This window comes from Cobetia sp. 4B, from assembly GCF_018831605.1.
Classification (GTDB): Bacteria; Pseudomonadota; Gammaproteobacteria; order Pseudomonadales; family Halomonadaceae; genus Cobetia; species Cobetia amphilecti.
Genome location: NZ_CP059843.1, coordinates 2087555 through 2103320, shown reverse-complemented (window position 1 = coordinate 2103320; position 15766 = coordinate 2087555). Strand labels below are relative to the sequence as shown.

Sequence of the window (15766 nt, the reverse complement as noted above, 5' to 3'; positions counted from 1 at the left end):
TTATTTCTCCTGGTAGCGAGTCAGCAGCTCGCGGAAGCCTTCACCGAAGGTCGGGTGACGCTTGGCGAAGGAAAGAGTCGCTTCAAGATAGCCCAGCTGGTGACCGCAATCGTAAGTATCACCGGCCATGCGGTAGGCCGCGACGGCCTTGTCGTCACGCAGGGTGTCGATGGCATCGGTCAGCTGGATCTCACCACCCGCGCCCGGCGGAGTGTTCTCCAGAAGCTCGAAGATACGACCCGGCAACAGATAACGGCCGATGACCGCCAGGGTCGACGGCTCGGTGCCCGGGGCCGGCTTTTCGACCATGCCATTGATCAGGGCGGACTTGCCGGCTTCCGGCGTGTCGCCGTCGATCGCGACGATACCGTACTTGTAGGCCATGTCCTGCGGAACATTCTCGACCATGATCTGGGCGGCGTTGGTGGCTTCGTAGGCCTCCATCATGCGCGCCAGGTCATTCTTCTCGAGCCCTTCGCCATCGACCAGCACGTCCGGCAGCATGACGATGAACGGCTCATCACCGACGATCGGCTTGGCACACAGCACGGCGTGGCCCAGGCCCAGCGGCTCCGGCTGGCGCACGCTGATGATCTTGACGTCATCCGGGATGATGTTACGCAGCTGTTCGAGCAGCTCGAGCTTGCCCTTGGCTTCCAGGGTGGTTTCCAGCTCGAAGTGCTTGTCGAAGTGATTCTCGATGGCATTCTTGCTGGAATGGGTGACCAGCACGATTTCCTTGATACCGGCTGCGACCGCTTCTTCCACCACATATTGGATCACCGGCTTGTCGACGATGGTGATCATTTCCTTGGGGATGGCCTTGGAGGCCGGGAGGCAACGTGTGCCGAGACCGGCAACAGGCAGAACAGCCTTGCGTATCATGTAGCGTCTTCCTTGTGTCTATGTCGTGGTGAAGCCCGTCGAAGGACCTCCACCGAGTTACTGTCGTCGAAGCCAATCAACGACCATCCTTCATCATAGGCAGAGATTATGCCAGTTTGATCAAGGAGTGCGAAATTCCTGCACTATCCGAGGCTTGGTAAGCGCTACCACTCTGTGAAACGCCATCAGCGGCGCATGGCGCGCCCGAGCAGCGCACCGACACTGTCGCTATCGGGCGACTCTATCACGCCATGTTCGGTGACGATGGCATCAATATACTCATGCGGTGTGACATCAAAGACCGGATTGAAGACATCGATGTCCTGCGGCGCGATCTGACGACCACCCGCCTCGCGCAGCTCGGCGGCGTCGCGCGTCTCGATGGGGATGTCCGCGCCACTGGCCAGGCTGCCATCGAAGGTGGCCAGCGGGGCCACCACCATGACCTTGATGCCATGGGCGCGCGCCTGAACGGCCAGCGAGAAGGTACCGATCTTGTTGGCTGTATCGCCGTTGGCCGCAATGCGGTCCGCGCCGACGATCAACCAGCGCACCCCTTCCGGCGTCCGGGCACCCTGCTGCATGATCAGCGAGGCTGCGCCTTCCACGGCCAGACGCGCGGGAATCTTCTCCTGCACCAGCTCCCACGCCGTCAGGCGAGAGCCTTGCCACCAGGGACGTGTCTCGTTGACATGCACACGGCCGAGTATGCCCTGGGCGTAGGCGGTACGGATCACGCCCAAGGCCGTGCCGTGGCCGCCGGTGGCCAGCGCGCCGGTATTGCAGTGGGTCATGACCTCGCACCGCGTCTCGCCTTGCACGAGGGAGGCCGCAATCACCTGGGCGCCAAACTCGGCCATGCGCAGATTGTCATCCAGATCCTGCTCGTGAATGCGCACGGCCTCCTTCAGCAACGCCTCATACGGGGCCTGCGACCGGGTGGCGTGTGCGGCAATCACCTTGCGCATGCGATCCAGCGCCCAGAACAGGTTGACCGCTGTCGGGCGCGAGGCAGCCAGCACATCACAGGCGCTGGCCAGGCGTGACTGCCAGTCACCGCCCTCGCGGTTGATGACGAAAGCCTCCAGCGCCACGCCATAGGAGGCGGCGATCCCGATGGCCGGTGCACCGCGGACCACCATGTCGGTAATGGCAGTCGCGACCCCGCGTGCATCCTCGAGCAGCACCTCGCGGGTCTCACCCGGCAGCAGACGCTGGTCGAGCAGCGCAAGCTTCACCGCCGGCTGAGTGGCATCAGAAGTGACATCATGAGTGACGTCAGTGCTGGCATCGGGCGGGGTGCCTGCCGTGTCTTCTTCCCGCGACGCACACTCTTGCTGGCTTACCCAGCGAATCGGAACCAGGCTCATGACCACTCCCCGTTGCTACATGACAATAATGACGACTGGTCATCGCGCGTGGCGCGACGCCCCGCCCCATCGTAACGCAAGTGCCCGTCATGATGAGTTTTTTGCGCTGGACGCTGACCCGCGACGGCAGTCGGATTAGAATGGTGGAATCGTGCCCGAGGGTAAGGTGCCTGTACAGGCCTGCCACTTCCCGAACAGCACTTCCGTAACGGTAAGGATGCAAAGATGAGCGATAACGACACCCAGCAAGATGCCCAGCCCCAGGACCATCTGGGCAATGTCGATGCCAGCGAGATCGCCAAGTTCTCGGCATTGGCCAGTCGCTGGTGGGACCGTGACAGTGAATTCAAGCCGCTGCATGACATCAATCCGTTGCGGGTCGACTATATCGACACCCACGCTGGCCTGGCAGGCAAGCGCGTGATCGACGTCGGCTGCGGTGGCGGCATTCTCTCCGAAGCCATGGCGCATCGTGGCGCCCAGGTGACGGGTATCGACATGGGTGAGGCGCCGCTGTCCGTTGCCCGCCTGCATCAGCTGGAGTCCGGTGTCGAGGTGGACTACCGCCAGACCACCGCCGAAGCCGCCGCAGAAGAGATGGCCGGCCAGTTCGACGTCGTCACCTGTCTGGAAATGCTCGAGCACGTGCCGGACCCATCCTCGGTGATCGCGGCCTGCGCACGGCTGGTCAAGCCCGGCGGCATGGTGTTCTTCTCGACCATCAACCGCAATCCCAAGGCGTATGCCTTCGCGATTCTCGGCGCGGAATATGTGCTGCAGATGCTGCCGCGTGGCACCCACGAGTATCGCAAGTTCATCCGTCCGGCCGAGCTGGGTCGCTGGACACGCGATGCGGGCCTCAAGATGGAAGGCTCCACCGGCATGACCTACAACCCGCTGACGCGCAAATATCGCCTGAATTCCTCCGACCTTACCGTCAACTATCTGATGCACACGCGTCGCCCGACCGAGGAAGAGCTTGCGTGAGCCTGCCGGCAGCGCTACCTCGTCCCGCCGCCTTGATCTTCGATCTCGATGGCACCCTGGTGGACACCGCGCCAGACCTGGCGCGCGCCACCAATGAGCTGCGTCAGCATCACACCCTGCCGGCGCTGGACTACGACGTGATTCGCGCCGAAGTCTCGCATGGTGGCAGCGCTCTGGTGACGCTGGCCCTGGGTCATGAGCTCGATCACCCCAAACACGCCAGCGAGCGCACTCGTCTGCTGGAGTTCTATGCCCGCGATGTCGCGGCGCACAGTGTGCTGTTCCCGGGCTATGACGCCCTGATCGAAATCTGTCAGCGCGCCGGCCTGCCGTGGGGCATCGTGACCAACAAGCCCCGTCAGTTCGCCGAGCCGCTGATCGCCGCACTCAAGCTCACGCCCGGCTGTCTGCTGTGTGCCGATGACCTGCCGGTCAAGAAGCCGCATCCAGAGCCGCTGTGGGAGGCGGCACGCTGCCTCGGTGTCGACGCCTCCGAATGCTGGTATCTGGGGGACCACGACCGTGACATGCAGGCGGCACGCGCGGCGGGCATGCTGGCGGTCGCGGTGCGCTACGGCTATGTCCGCGAGGGCGACGATGTGGACGCCTGGCCTGCCGATGTGTGGTTTGACACCTCGGAAGAAGTCATCAATGCCGCGCTGCGGGCAGCGGACCTGCACTGACCGAGCGACACGCACGTAGCTCACACGAAGCTCGCACGAACCAGCCCCCCACGAGCGGGTGATCCGTAGATGGACATCAGAAGATAGACACAAGCAGCCAGAAACAAGCAGCTAGACACAAGAACGCCGACGGCCAATGCCGTCGGCGTTCTTGTTGCAGGGTATGACGAATGGCCCGCCTGGCGGCGTCACTCGTCAGCTAGCGAGATGACAGCTGACAAAGGCTCAGACTTTCGGCGGCTGGGCGTCGAACATCTCGCCGGTATGACCACGACTGTCCGGCCCCATCAACCACAGATAGGTCGGCATGATGTCGGCGGGCGTACGCAAGGTATCGGGGTCTTCGGCCGGGAACGCCGACTTGCGCATCGGGGTCCGCGTCCCACCGGGATTGAGCGTATTGACGCGCACCTGGCTGGTATTCTCCAGTTCCTGAGCCAGCATCTGCGAGAAGCCTTCCGTAGCGAACTTGGAGACACTGTAGGCGCCCCAGAAGGCACGCCCCTTGCGCCCGACACTGGAGCTTGTCAGCACGACGGAGGCGTCCTTCGAGGCCTTGAGCAACGGCAGCAATGCCTGGACCATCCAGATGGGGCCATTGATATTGACCTGCATGACCTGCTCCCACAGCGCCGGATCATACTGCTCGAATGGAGTGATCTTGCCCAGCAGGCTCGCGTTGTGCAGCAGGCCATCCAGACGACCGAACTCGCTGTGCAGGGTATCAGCCATCTGCTGATAATCCTTGAGCGATGCCCCTTCGAAGTTGAGTGGATAGATGGCCGGTTGCGGTGCTCCCAAGGCCTCGATCTCGTCGTAGACTTCTTCCAGCTTGGCAATGGTTCTGCCCAGCAATATCACTGTCGCTCCATGGCGCGCGTATTCGACTGCCGCTTCACGCCCAATGCCGGACCCCGCCCCGGTCACCAGAATGATTCGCCCTTTCAGCATGTCGTCCGGGGCCTGATAGTCGATCTTGCACTCTGCCATGGTGATATCCCTGTCTGAGATCTGTCGTCAACCGCCGATGAGAGTCACTGCCTCTTCACCGGCATTATTACTTGCTCGGCTACATGAAGCGCGCCCGGGTTGCCTGCCGATGGCATGAGGCGCCGAGCGCCACAAAACGCAAAGCCCGCACCTGGTAGAATACCAAGCGCGGGCTTTGGGGAATACAGGTGGCCAATGGCCACGGGCACTCAGGCGCCGGAGGACAGGAAGTCCTTGGCCATGGTGCCAGCCTTGCTGTCCGGATACTGCTGGACCAGCTTCTCGAGCAAGGAGCGACTTTCCTGCGCCTTGCCTTGACGCGCCTTGACCAGGCCCAGCTTGTACATCGCATCCGGCACCTTGCTGGATTGCGAGAATTCGCTGATCACGGTGTCGAAGGCCTGGGCAGAAGCATCCAGCTGGTTCTTGGCCGAATACAGCTCGCCCAGCCAGTAATGGGCATTGGCGGCGAGGTTGGAATCCCCATGGTCCACCACGAAGGCTTCAAAGGCGACAATGGCACCGTCGAAGTCGCGAGACTGCACCTTGGCGAAGGCATTCTCGTAATCCTTCTGGGCAGCTGCACCGCTGTCGGCATTGCTGGCGCCATTGGTGCTGGCTGCACCACCGGCACTTGCGCCGCCAGTGACTGCCGCTGCTGCCTGTGAATCGACAACCTGACCGTTCTCCCCGGCGGAAGCGCCGCCAGAAACCCGCTGTTCCAGATCCAGGTAGCGTTGCTGCGACATCTCGGTCAGACGCTTGAACTGGTATTCCAGCTCATCGATCCGGCCGCGAAGTCGGGCAATTTCCTGTGCCTGTTCGTCGAGTTGATTGAGAAGGGTCAGGGTGCCGCCGCCACTCAAACGAGTATTGGCCTGCTGATAGAGCGAGTTTGATTGCCCAGTGAGGTCCTCGACCGTCGGTGCGGCCAAAACGGACAACGGGAGCAACAAGGCTCCCGCACCGAACAACCCTTTCAGGCTGTGTTTCATGCTGTCGGCTCCGCCGAATCATCATGGTATCGCGCAAGCAAGCCCGGGGTTCAAGGACACGCCTCTTGCCCGGGCCAGCTCAACACAAGTTTCTAGCGTCTCCACGGCTCATTGGAGAGTCGCGGAGATGAACCGTACTTAGTAGTCGAAGACCACACGACGATTCTTGGCGTAGGAAGACTCGCCGTGGCCCTGGACAGCCGGACGCTCTTCACCGTAGGAGACGATCTCGATCTGTGACGGAGACACGCCCTGGACAGTCAGGAAGCGTGCGACAGACTTGGCACGACGCTCGCCCAGACCCAGGTTGTATTCACGAGTACCGCGCTCATCAGCGTGGCCTTCCAGAACGACATTGGCGCTGGTGTTGGCTTTCAGGTACTGAGCGTGACCCATCAGGACGCTTTCGAACTCAGGACGGATGGTGTCCTTGTTGAAGGCGAAGTAGATGGTACGCACGTCAGGCATGGTGGCGTTGCTCATCTGGTTGGCGTTGCTGTTGGCACCAGTGTTCATGCCGGCAGTGTTCGCACCGCTGTTGGCTGAATCCATGTCGCCGTCCTGAGCGCCGCCGCTGCTGGAACAACCTGCCATGACGCTCAGGGACAGGGCAACCAACAGACCTTTTGCATACGGGGTGAACTGCATTGTGAAACTCCTTGCTCTAATGGGTACGAATGCCAAGCCTTTCTTGGTGGCTCAGTTGCATTCTAGTGGTTTAGTTCAGGAACGGCGACCACGCAGGTTCACGCACGTCGCCTTGTGCTGACGGCAGGGAGAATTGTGCCCTTCCGTCTGCCGACACCTGTCCCAGGACCCCGCGGGTTCCTTGCTGAGTGGCATATATCACCATAGTGCCATTCGGCGCAACACTTGGTGATTCATCCCACTGAGTATCGGTCAGGGAGGTAACCCGACCGCTCTTCAGATCTTGCTTGGCAACCTGATAACCGTTGCCTGCGCGGTTGATCATGAACAGGTTCTCTCCATCGGGTGAGATGCGCCCGCGGGAGTTGTAATTGCCGGTATATGTCACACGTTCCGTGCCGCCGGACAGATCAAGACGATAGATCTGTGGGGAGCCTGCACGATCAGAGGTGAACACCATACCGCTACCATCCGGCAACCAATCCGGCTCGGTATCGATCGCAGGATTGTTGGTCAGACGCTGGAACTGACGGCTGGCAATATCCATCACATAGATTTCCGGCTGGCCATCCTTTGACAATGCCATTGCCAGTTTACGTCCGTCCGGCGACCAGGCCGGGGCACCATTGATGCCTCGGAAACCTGTCAGTTTTGCACGACGACCACTGCCCAATTCCTGCACATAGATAGCGGGACGTTCGGCTTCAAAACTGACATAGGCCAGCTTCTTGCCATCCGGCGACCATGCCGGTGACATGATCGGTTCATCGGAGGCCAGAATCTCCTGACTATTGTGGCCATCTGAATCCGCCACGTACAGGGCAAAACGAATATTGTCGCCAACACCATTGGCGGTAATGTATGCGATTTTTGTCGAGAAAGCACCGCGAATTCCAGTGATTTCCTCAAATATTTCATCGCTCATATAATGGCCACGCGCGCGCAGCTCACCATTGCTTCCGGTGATGACTTCGCCAAGCATGCGCTTGTTGCCCAGCACATCCATCAGCTCATACTGGATGCTATAACCGCCATTGCTGGCCGTCTTTACCTGGCCCACCACAAGGTAACTGGCCCCCAGACGCTTCCAGTCATTGACGAAGACGTCCTGCGTCGTGCCCGGCAACGCAATCAGATTGTCGCGCTTGATCGGGTCGAACTGGCCACTGCGCGCCAGGTCATCGGAGATGATGCGTGCGAGGTCCTGCGGCAGACTTCCCCCTGTCAGATTCTCGAACGGCACGACAGCGATAGGTGTGGCGCTGTCATTGCCCTTGGTGATCTCGATGGTCAGGTCAGCTCTTGCCAGGCTGGTCACTGCCAGCAAGGCGGCTGCCATCATCCATGCGGTCAATCGTCTCATCGGCCCAGGTCCTCTGGATTGAAGTCTAATGTAAAGCTTCGGAACTGACTTTTAGCACTAGCTGGCAACTGCTGCATCTCTGTGAATGGTGCTGCTTTTTGAAGCGCTTGGATAGCCGATCGATCGAAGGCGGCGTTGCCACTGCTCTTGCTGACCGCAGCGGAGACCAACTCCCCAGTAGGCAGCAAAGACACGCGAACGAAAACTCTCATACCAGGAGTAGTACCAGACGGCCGGTTCCAATTCTGTCCGACATACTTCTTAATCAGGTTCTCGAAGCCATTGGCTGCCTGAGCGGCCTGTTTGGCGCCACTGATGGCGTCGCTTTCACTGTCTATCAGGCTATCCAGCGAGCCGGCAGAGGCCTGCGCCGCTTTCTCGGCAAGTGCCTTCTGGCGTGCGGCTTCCGCGGCCGCCTTCTTGCGCGCTTCTTCCGCCGCCTTGGCCTTGGCTGCCTTCTCCTTGGCGGCCTTGTCGGCTGCCGCCTTGGCCGCCTTTTCCTTCTCGGCCTTCTCCGCTGCTGCCCTGGCCTTGGCTGCCTTTTCGGCTTCCGCCTTCTTGGCTTCAGCGTCTGCCTTGGCCTTGGCAGCCTTCTCTGCTTCGGCTTTCTTGCGCGCTTCTTCTGCGGCTTTTTCCTTGGCGGCCTTTTCGGCTTCCGCCTTGGCCTTGGCAGCCTTCTCGGCTTCCGCCTTCTTCAAGGCATCGGCCTTGGCCTGCTTTTCCGCTTCGGCTTTCTTGCGATCAAGGGCAATCGCCTTGGCTTCCTCTGCACGCCTGGCCGCTTCTGCCTTGGCCTTTTCGGCCGCCGCCTGCTCAGCCTTCAACTGCTCCGCCGCCTTGGCCTGCTCAGCCGCCTTTTGCTGTTGCGCCTTCTGGGCAGCCGCCTTTTCCTCGGCGGCGCTGCGTTGCTGCTCCGCTGCAAGCTCTGCCTCTCTGGCCGCCTCTTCCTTGGCGCTCTGGCGCTGATCGGATTCTTCGGCCGCATCACGCGCCTTGCTGGACTTCGCCTGCTGGGCCTGATTGGTCGTGGTCTCGGTACTGACCAGTGTCGCGTTGACGATGGTGGTGTTGGTCTTCTCCGGTTCGGATTCTGGCCAACTCACCAGAGTCAGAATCAGGATGCCCAGGTGCAGGCCAACGGCCAGCACCACAGGCAATCCCAACCCGACCCGCTGTTCTATCTCTGGCTGACTCATCCATCAGCCCTCGGTCGGTGGTTCTGAAATCAGCCCGACATTGGGGACACCGGCACCCTGCAACGTGCTCATCAACCCCATGACATCGCCGTAGGGCGCCGTCTTGGCACCCTTGACCAGCACGGGCGTCTTGGGCTTCTCGGCCACGATGGATGCGACCTTGCTGCCCAGTTCATCCAGTGCCACCGGCGTGCGCTTGTCTTCATCCGACCCCAGGTCGATGTAGTAATTGCCGCTGTCGTCCAGCGAGACGATCAATGGTGTCACATCATCGGGATTGTCGATCGGCTTGGAGGTGACCTTGGGCAATTCGACCTGAACCCCCTGCGTCATCATCGGCGCGGTGATCATAAAGATGACCAGCAACACCAACATGACGTCGATGAAGGGCACCACATTGATCTCGGAGGACAGCTTGCGCTTGTGGCCTCTGCTATACGGTCCTTTCATTGACTCGCCTCCCTTCAAGCGTCGTTGCTGCCACGACCGTGCAGATTACGATGCAGAATGGAGTGAAGTTCTTCGGCGAAGTCTTCATAGCGGCCTAGCAACTGATCAGCACGGCTGGCCAGACGGTTGTAGAAGATGACGGCCGGGATTGCCGCGAACAGGCCCATGGCGGTCGCGACCAATGCTTCGGCAATCCAGGGGGCGACAGTGGTCAGAGTTGCCTGCTGAGCCGTACCCAGTGCCTGGAAGGAGCCCATGATGCCCCACACGGTACCGAACAGGCCGACATAGGGGCTGACGGAGCTGACCGTGGCCAGAAACGGCAGATGAACGTTCAGGCGCTCTTCTTCACGTGACAGCGTGACGCGCATGCTGCGTTGCACACCATCCATTACCGCATCGGCATTGCGGGACTTGGGCTTGAGGCGACTGTACTCGCGGAAGCCGGCACGGAAGACGCCAGAGGCGCCCGGGGTGGATTCTTCATCCGTCGGCAATTCACGATAGAGGTGATTGAGGTCGACCCCGGACCAGAAGCGCTTTTCAAAGGCCGCGTAAGCCTGCTTGGCACGGGACAATGCCATCCCGCGCTGAAAGATCACCACCCAAGATGCAATGGAAGCTGCCAGCAACAGCAACATGACTGCCTGAACGACCAGACTGGCGTTCACGAACAGCGAAATGATCGACATCGAATCTTCCACGGAAATCCCTCTTTACTTGGTTCAGTCTGTGCCACCGTCAATCAGTGACACGATAAATAATCTGTTCATCAGCCTGGCGCCTCGGCGCCTGGCTGGCAGTGGCCTCATCTGCGCCTTGTGATCTCAGACCTCAAGAGCCGCAAGCAATTCCCCGGGCCAGCGTCTGGGGCGCAAGGTCGTGGCATCGACGCAAGCGATCACGACTTCCGCTTCGCTCAAGATCTGCTCACCGCGCAGCGCCTTCTGGGTGAACGTCAGGCGTGCACCGCGCAAGGCGCCTGCCGTTGCCGTCACGGTCAGCAGGTCATCCAGATGCGCAGGACGAAGATAACGATTTGTTACACTGTGTACTACCAACTGAATGCCTTTTTCAAGCAAGGCTTGCTGCGTGAAGCCCTTCGCTCGCAACCATTCACTGCGCGCGCGCTCCATGAAGCGCAGATAATTCACGTAGTAGACGATGCCACCGGCATCAGTATCCTCGATGTAGACGCGCACAGTGTGGTGAAAACATGCAGCTTCACCCTTCAACGTATTTCCTGCGTCTTCAGATGTCATGACGCGTCATTTCCTTCCTGTCCCAGCCGCGCCTGCTCTTCACGCGGGGTGATCCCGAAGTGCAGATAGGCCGAGCGCGTGACCAGACGCCCACGCGCCGTGCGCATCATGAAGCCCTGCTGAATCAGGTAGGGCTCCAGCACATCCTCGATGGTATCGCGCTCTTCCCCGATAGCCGCCGCCAATGAATCGACCCCTACCGGCCCGCCATCGAACTTCTCGATCATTGCCAGAAGCAGTCGACGGTCCATGTGATCCAGGCCGTGGCTGTCGACATTGAGCATGTTGAGCGCCTTGTCGGCCACTTCCAGCGTCAAGCGACCATCCGAGCGCACTTCAGCGAAGTCACGCACCCGGCGCAGCAGGCGATTGGCGATACGCGGCGTGCCGCGGGAACGACGCGCAATCTCCAGCGCCCCTTCCATCTCGACTTCCATGCCGGAAAGCCTGGCACTGCGCGCCACGATGTCGGTGAGTGACTCGATATCGTAGAACTCGAGGCGCTGGACGATGCCGAAGCGATCGCGCAGCGGCGCCGTCAGCAGTCCTGCACGCGTCGTCGCGCCGACCAGGGTGAATCGTGGCAGCTCAAGCTTGATCGAGCGGGCCGCGGGGCCTTCACCGATCATGATGTCGAGCTGATAATCTTCCATCGCCGGATAGAGCACTTCCTCGACGGCCGGTGACAGCCGGTGTATCTCGTCGATGAACAGGACATCGCCTTCCTGCAAGTTGGTCAGCATCGCTGCCAGGTCCCCTGCCCGCTCCAGCACAGGCCCGGAGGTCGACTTGATATCGACACTCATCTCGCTGGCGATGATATGCGCCAGCGTCGTCTTGCCGAGTCCGGGCGGGCCGAAGACCAGGGTGTGATCCAGACTATCGCCTCGTCCTCGCGCGGCACTGATGAAGATTTCCATCTGCTCGCGGACGATGGGCTGTCCGATGTAGTCACTCAGCGTGCGTGGCCGGTTGGCGCGATCGATCCGCTCTTCCGGATCATGCGTCGCCGCGGAGATCAGTCGGTCCGACTCCATCATGATGCTTGCTCAACTCCTGATGACGCAGGTCACGCACATGACGCGGGTCATGGGCCATGAACGTGCGTCAGTGGCAGGTGGCAAGGTTTGCCAGGGCGGTGCAACGATCTAGCGCATCTGCGTTCAAGCGCGCACTTTCTACCCCAGTAACCTGCCAACCCCTAGTCAATAAATCCAATCACGATGCGCCGTTTCCTTCACGGAAACTATAGGGCGCATGTTTGCTGCCCTGGCGGGGCCTCAGCTGGCCATCTTGCGCGCCAGCGCCGCCTTGATGAGCGCTTCCGTGGAGGCGCCGGTCTCGAGCCCGGAGAGCATCTTGGCCGCCTCGACAGGCTTGTAGCCCAGGGACACCAGCGCGGCTTCGGCATCCGCCAGAGGATGGGTGACCGGCGGTTGCGGCTGGGAGGCACGCGCCATTTCATCCAGCCCATCATCCGACGGCAGCGTCCAATGCTTGAGGCGATCACGCATCTCGATGATCAGGCGATCCGCCGTCTTCTTGCCGACGCCCGGCAGTCGTGTCAGCGCCCGGCTGTCTTCGTCGTGCACACAGCGAATGAAATCGGACTGCTCCATTCCCGACAGAATCGCCAGCGCCAGACGCGGGCCGACACCGGAGATCTTGATCAATTCACGGAACAGACGACGCTCGGGCTCCTTGCCGAAGCCATACAGCAACTGCGCGTCTTCGCGCACCACCAAGTGGGTGTAAAGCTGACAATGTTCGCCCACGGCCGGCAAGCCCAACAGGGTGTTCATCGAAGCTTCCAGTTCATAACCGACACCCTGTACATCAAGCACCAGCTGCGGCGGTTGTTTTTCCAGCAATGTCCCGGTCAGGCGTCCAATCATGTTGCGGCTGTCCTTGCTCGGCAGAGAACGTGTTCGGTGGGATCGTGCTGCTCGCAGACCCGATTCTCTGCACGGATTGTTACAATGCGGGCAAGCCTACCAAAGATGAAGCGTAGGCGGCATGTCCCAGTGTCACGACGAATTTGTCGCATCTTTCTGACAGTCATACCTTGGGTGATGGCACGAAGCCTGATGCCACGCGGCTTGGCGCATCACGCAATCGACTGCTGCCAGGCTCGGCAGACATTCTACAAGTGACTGAAAAATCGCTATTAATTGAGCACAATACCGCATTTGTCGCTCAGCGGCATGTCAGGCGTCGGGCTCGAAGTCTCGCCAGCTGCTGCTACGCCGCACGCGGGTTCCCTTGCGTCGACTGGTATTCCCCAGCCCCAAGGCTTCCAGCTGATCATTGCCGGGCGTCAGGCGTCGACGTGCGAAACAATGCGTCAGGGCAATGGCCAGCGCATCGGCGGCATCAGCCTGCGGCGTGGCGGAGAGCTTGAGCGTATGCGTGACCATATGCTGCACCTGAGACTTCTCGGCGGCACCGGTACCGGTCACGGCCTGCTTGATCTGCCGCGGCCCATATTCGAACACCGGCAAGCCGTGATTGGCCGCACACACGATGGCAGCTCCGCGCGCCTGGCCCAGCTTGAGCGCCGAATCGGCGTTCTTGGACATGAAGACCTGCTCGATGGCGAATTCCGCGGGGCGATGCAGGGCGATCACCTCGCTGATACCGGCATAGATCTGCGCCAGGCGCTGATCTAGGCTGACCTGTGACATGCGAATGCAGCCACTGTCCACATAGCGAGGCTGGGCCGCTGAGACATCCAATACCCCGTACCCGGTCAGACGTGAGCCCGGGTCGATGCCAAGAATGATCATGCTGCCGCCTCTTCTCTCACACCTTCCACCTTCGCTGTCGTCATCGCGCCATCGCTCTTACTGTGTATATAACCAGCCACCATGCCACAAAAAAGGCGGTGCGACACTGTCATTGCCTGACGTGAACGCCAGCAAACAGTCTCGCACCGCCTTGTCGGGCTTGCTCGCCCCCTCGCCTACCAGGCGAAAGGGACAAACCTGCCATTGAGGGACCGCCCTTGTCTGATCGAATCAGTCCAGACGGCCCCACCAGTCACTCTCTCGGTCATGCGCCGCTGAATCAGGCCTGACCGCTTTCGTCCTCGACCTTGACCTTCTGACGCAGACGGATGTTCAGCTCCTTGAGCTGCTCACCGCTGACCACGCCCGGGGCGTCGGTCATCATGCAGCCGGCGCTCTGGGTTTTCGGGAAGGCAATCACTTCACGAATGGTCTTGGCGCCAGTCATCAGCATCACCAGACGGTCGAGACCGAAGGCCAGACCACCATGGGGCGGCGCGCCGAACTTCAGGGCGTCGAGCAGGAAGCCGAACTTCTCTTCCGCTTCTTCTTCACCGATGCCCAGCACTTCAAACACGGTACGCTGCATGGCCTGGTCATGGATACGGATGGACCCGCCACCCAGCTCAGTGCCGTTGATGACCATGTCGTAGGCGCGAGATAGTGCCGCTTCCGGGTTGGCCTTGAGCTCTTCCGGCGTGCAGGAAGGCGCGGTGAACGGGTGGTGCAGCGCGCTCAGGCGGCCGTTGGCATCGGCTTCGAACATCGGGAAGTCGACGACCCACAGCGGTGCCCACTCGCGGGTGTAGAGGTTGAGGTCTTCACCCAGCTTGACGCGCAGCGCACCGATGGCCTCGGCCACGATGTTGGCCTTGTCAGCGCCGAAGAACACGATGTCGCCATCGACGGCGCCACAGCGGTCCAGCACTTCATCCACGACGTCTTCCATGAACTTGACGATCGGCGACTGCAGACCCTCGATGCCCTTGGCACGTTCGTTGACCTTGATCCACGCTAGGCCCTTGGCACCGTAGATGCCGACGAACTTGGTGTAGGCGTCGATTTCCTTGCGTGACAGGCTGGCACCGCCCGGCACACGCAGTGCGGCGACACGGCCCTTGTCGTCCTTGGCCGGACCGGAGAAGACCTTGAAGTCCACGCCGCTCATCAGGTCATCGACATCGACCAGTTCCAGCGGGATGCGCAAGTCCGGCTTGTCGGAACCGAAGCGGCTGATGGCCTCGGAATACGGCATGGTCGGGAAGTCACCCAGCTCGACATCGAGCACTTCCTTGTAGAGGCCACGGATCATGGTCTCGGTCATGCCCATGATGTCCTGCTCGTCGACGAAGCTAGCTTCGAGGTCGATCTGGGTGAACTCCGGCTGACGGTCAGCGCGCAGGTCTTCATCACGGAAGCATTTGGCGATCTGGTAGTAACGATCGACACCGGCGACCATCAGCAGCTGCTTGAACAGCTGCGGAGACTGCGGCAGTGCGAAGAAGCTGCCGGCGTAGGTGCGGCTCGGCACCAGATAGTCACGTGCGCCTTCCGGCGTGGCACGTGTCAGGATCGGGGTTTCGATGTCGAGGAAGCCCAGGGCTTCGAGCTGGGCGCGCACGCTGTGAGTGATGCGCGAGCGCAGACGCAGCTTCTCGATCATGTCGGGACGACGCAGGTCGACATAACGATACTTGAGGCGAACTTCCTCACCGACCTTGTTGTGGTCGTCGAGCTGGAACGGCGGCGTCTGTGCGGTGTTGAGCACTTCGACGTCCTTGGCCAGCACTTCGATCATGCCTGTCGGCATGTTCGGGTTCTGGGTGCCTTCCGGGCGCAGACGGATACGGCCCTTGATACGCAGCACGAACTCGCTGCGCGCCTTGTCGGCAGTGGCGAAGGCATCGACGGTGTCCGGATCGACGACGATCTGGGCGATGCCATCACGGTCGCGCATGTCGAGGAAGATGACGCCACCGTGGTCGCGACGGCGGTGCACCCACCCGCACAGAGTGACATCCTGATCGATCAGGGTCTCGTTCAGTTTGCCGCAATAGTGGCTGCGCATGTTGATTCCTTGTTGCTCAAATTCATGATCGACGCGCTGATGCGCATCTGTCTCAGAGGGCCTGCCGTTGGCGATGAGGGTCA

16 protein-coding genes are annotated in these 15766 nt (G+C 60.7%); 2 read left to right on the top strand and 14 right to left on the bottom strand.

The features are described 5' to 3' along the window. Positions 1 to 885: a UTP--glucose-1-phosphate uridylyltransferase GalU gene (gene galU / locus H2O77_RS08875; RefSeq protein ID WP_054556681.1), complete on the bottom strand. Its 885-nt coding sequence runs from the start codon at positions 883 to 885 to the stop codon at positions 1 to 3. Positions 886 to 1070: 185 nt separating this feature from the next. Beyond that, positions 1071 to 2255, bottom strand: coding sequence for an S-methyl-5-thioribose-1-phosphate isomerase (gene mtnA / locus H2O77_RS08870; protein WP_215824410.1), 1185 nt, complete (start codon positions 2253 to 2255; stop codon positions 1071 to 1073). A gap of 270 nt (positions 2256 to 2525) precedes the next feature. Between mtnA and ubiG the strand changes: the two genes are divergently transcribed. Continuing rightward, positions 2526 to 3242 carry a bifunctional 2-polyprenyl-6-hydroxyphenol methylase/3-demethylubiquinol 3-O-methyltransferase UbiG gene (ubiG, locus tag H2O77_RS08865; RefSeq protein ID WP_054556732.1) on the top strand — a complete coding sequence of 239 codons (717 nt, stop codon included), beginning with the start codon at positions 2526 to 2528 and terminating at the stop codon, positions 3240 to 3242. A gap of 2 nt (positions 3243 to 3244) precedes the next feature. Beyond that, on the top strand, positions 3245 to 3925 hold the full coding sequence (locus H2O77_RS08860) for an HAD-IA family hydrolase (RefSeq protein WP_215824540.1): 681 nt from the start codon (positions 3245 to 3247) through the stop codon (positions 3923 to 3925). Positions 3926 to 4150: 225 nt separating this feature from the next. Here the strand turns inward: H2O77_RS08860 and H2O77_RS08855 are convergent, their stop codons facing one another. The 12 genes from H2O77_RS08855 to aspS form a co-directional block, all read right to left on the bottom strand. After that, complete coding sequence (locus H2O77_RS08855; RefSeq protein ID WP_054556682.1) at positions 4151 to 4915, bottom strand: YciK family oxidoreductase; 765 nt, start codon at positions 4913 to 4915, stop codon at positions 4151 to 4153. A 209-nt stretch (positions 4916 to 5124) separates the two neighbouring features. Next, positions 5125 to 5910, bottom strand: coding sequence for a tol-pal system protein YbgF (gene ybgF / locus H2O77_RS08850; RefSeq protein ID WP_107334807.1), 786 nt, complete (start codon positions 5908 to 5910; stop codon positions 5125 to 5127). Between the two features lie 138 nt (positions 5911 to 6048). Beyond that, the gene (gene pal, locus H2O77_RS08845; RefSeq protein WP_054556684.1) at positions 6049 to 6558 is read right to left on the bottom strand and encodes a peptidoglycan-associated lipoprotein Pal; all 510 of its coding nucleotides are present in this window, start codon (positions 6556 to 6558) and stop codon (positions 6049 to 6051) included. A gap of 70 nt (positions 6559 to 6628) precedes the next feature. Then, positions 6629 to 7921 (bottom strand): Tol-Pal system beta propeller repeat protein TolB, encoded by a 1293-nt coding sequence (tolB, locus tag H2O77_RS08840; RefSeq protein WP_107334808.1) that lies wholly within the window; start codon positions 7919 to 7921, stop codon positions 6629 to 6631. After that, positions 7918 to 9117, bottom strand: a complete 1200-nt coding sequence (gene tolA, locus H2O77_RS08835) for a cell envelope integrity protein TolA (protein WP_215824409.1) — start codon at positions 9115 to 9117, stop codon at positions 7918 to 7920. The genes tolB and tolA overlap by 4 nt, the downstream gene beginning before the upstream one ends. A 3-nt stretch (positions 9118 to 9120) precedes the next feature. Next, entirely contained in the window at positions 9121 to 9567 is a 447-nt protein-coding gene (tolR, locus tag H2O77_RS08830; protein WP_054556687.1) for a protein TolR, read from the bottom strand. A 14-nt stretch (positions 9568 to 9581) separates the two neighbouring features. Next, positions 9582 to 10259, bottom strand: coding sequence for a protein TolQ (tolQ, locus tag H2O77_RS08825; RefSeq protein WP_215824408.1), 678 nt, complete (start codon positions 10257 to 10259; stop codon positions 9582 to 9584). Positions 10260 to 10394: 135 nt separating this feature from the next. Beyond that, complete coding sequence (gene ybgC / locus H2O77_RS08820) at positions 10395 to 10829, bottom strand: tol-pal system-associated acyl-CoA thioesterase (RefSeq protein ID WP_176677072.1); 435 nt, start codon at positions 10827 to 10829, stop codon at positions 10395 to 10397. After that, positions 10826 to 11869, bottom strand: a complete 1044-nt coding sequence (ruvB, locus tag H2O77_RS08815) for a Holliday junction branch migration DNA helicase RuvB (protein ID WP_043333609.1) — start codon at positions 11867 to 11869, stop codon at positions 10826 to 10828. Before ruvB ends, ybgC begins: the two co-directional genes overlap by 4 nt. A 240-nt stretch (positions 11870 to 12109) precedes the next feature. Next, entirely contained in the window at positions 12110 to 12724 is a 615-nt protein-coding gene (ruvA, locus tag H2O77_RS08810) for a Holliday junction branch migration protein RuvA (protein WP_215824407.1), read from the bottom strand. 312 nt (positions 12725 to 13036) lie between these two features. Then, positions 13037 to 13615 (bottom strand): crossover junction endodeoxyribonuclease RuvC, encoded by a 579-nt coding sequence (gene ruvC / locus H2O77_RS08805; RefSeq protein ID WP_043333606.1) that lies wholly within the window; start codon positions 13613 to 13615, stop codon positions 13037 to 13039. Positions 13616 to 13895: 280 nt separating this feature from the next. Next, complete coding sequence (gene aspS, locus H2O77_RS08800; RefSeq protein WP_043333603.1) at positions 13896 to 15683, bottom strand: aspartate--tRNA ligase; 1788 nt, start codon at positions 15681 to 15683, stop codon at positions 13896 to 13898. Between the last annotated feature and the right edge of the window lie 83 nt (positions 15684 to 15766).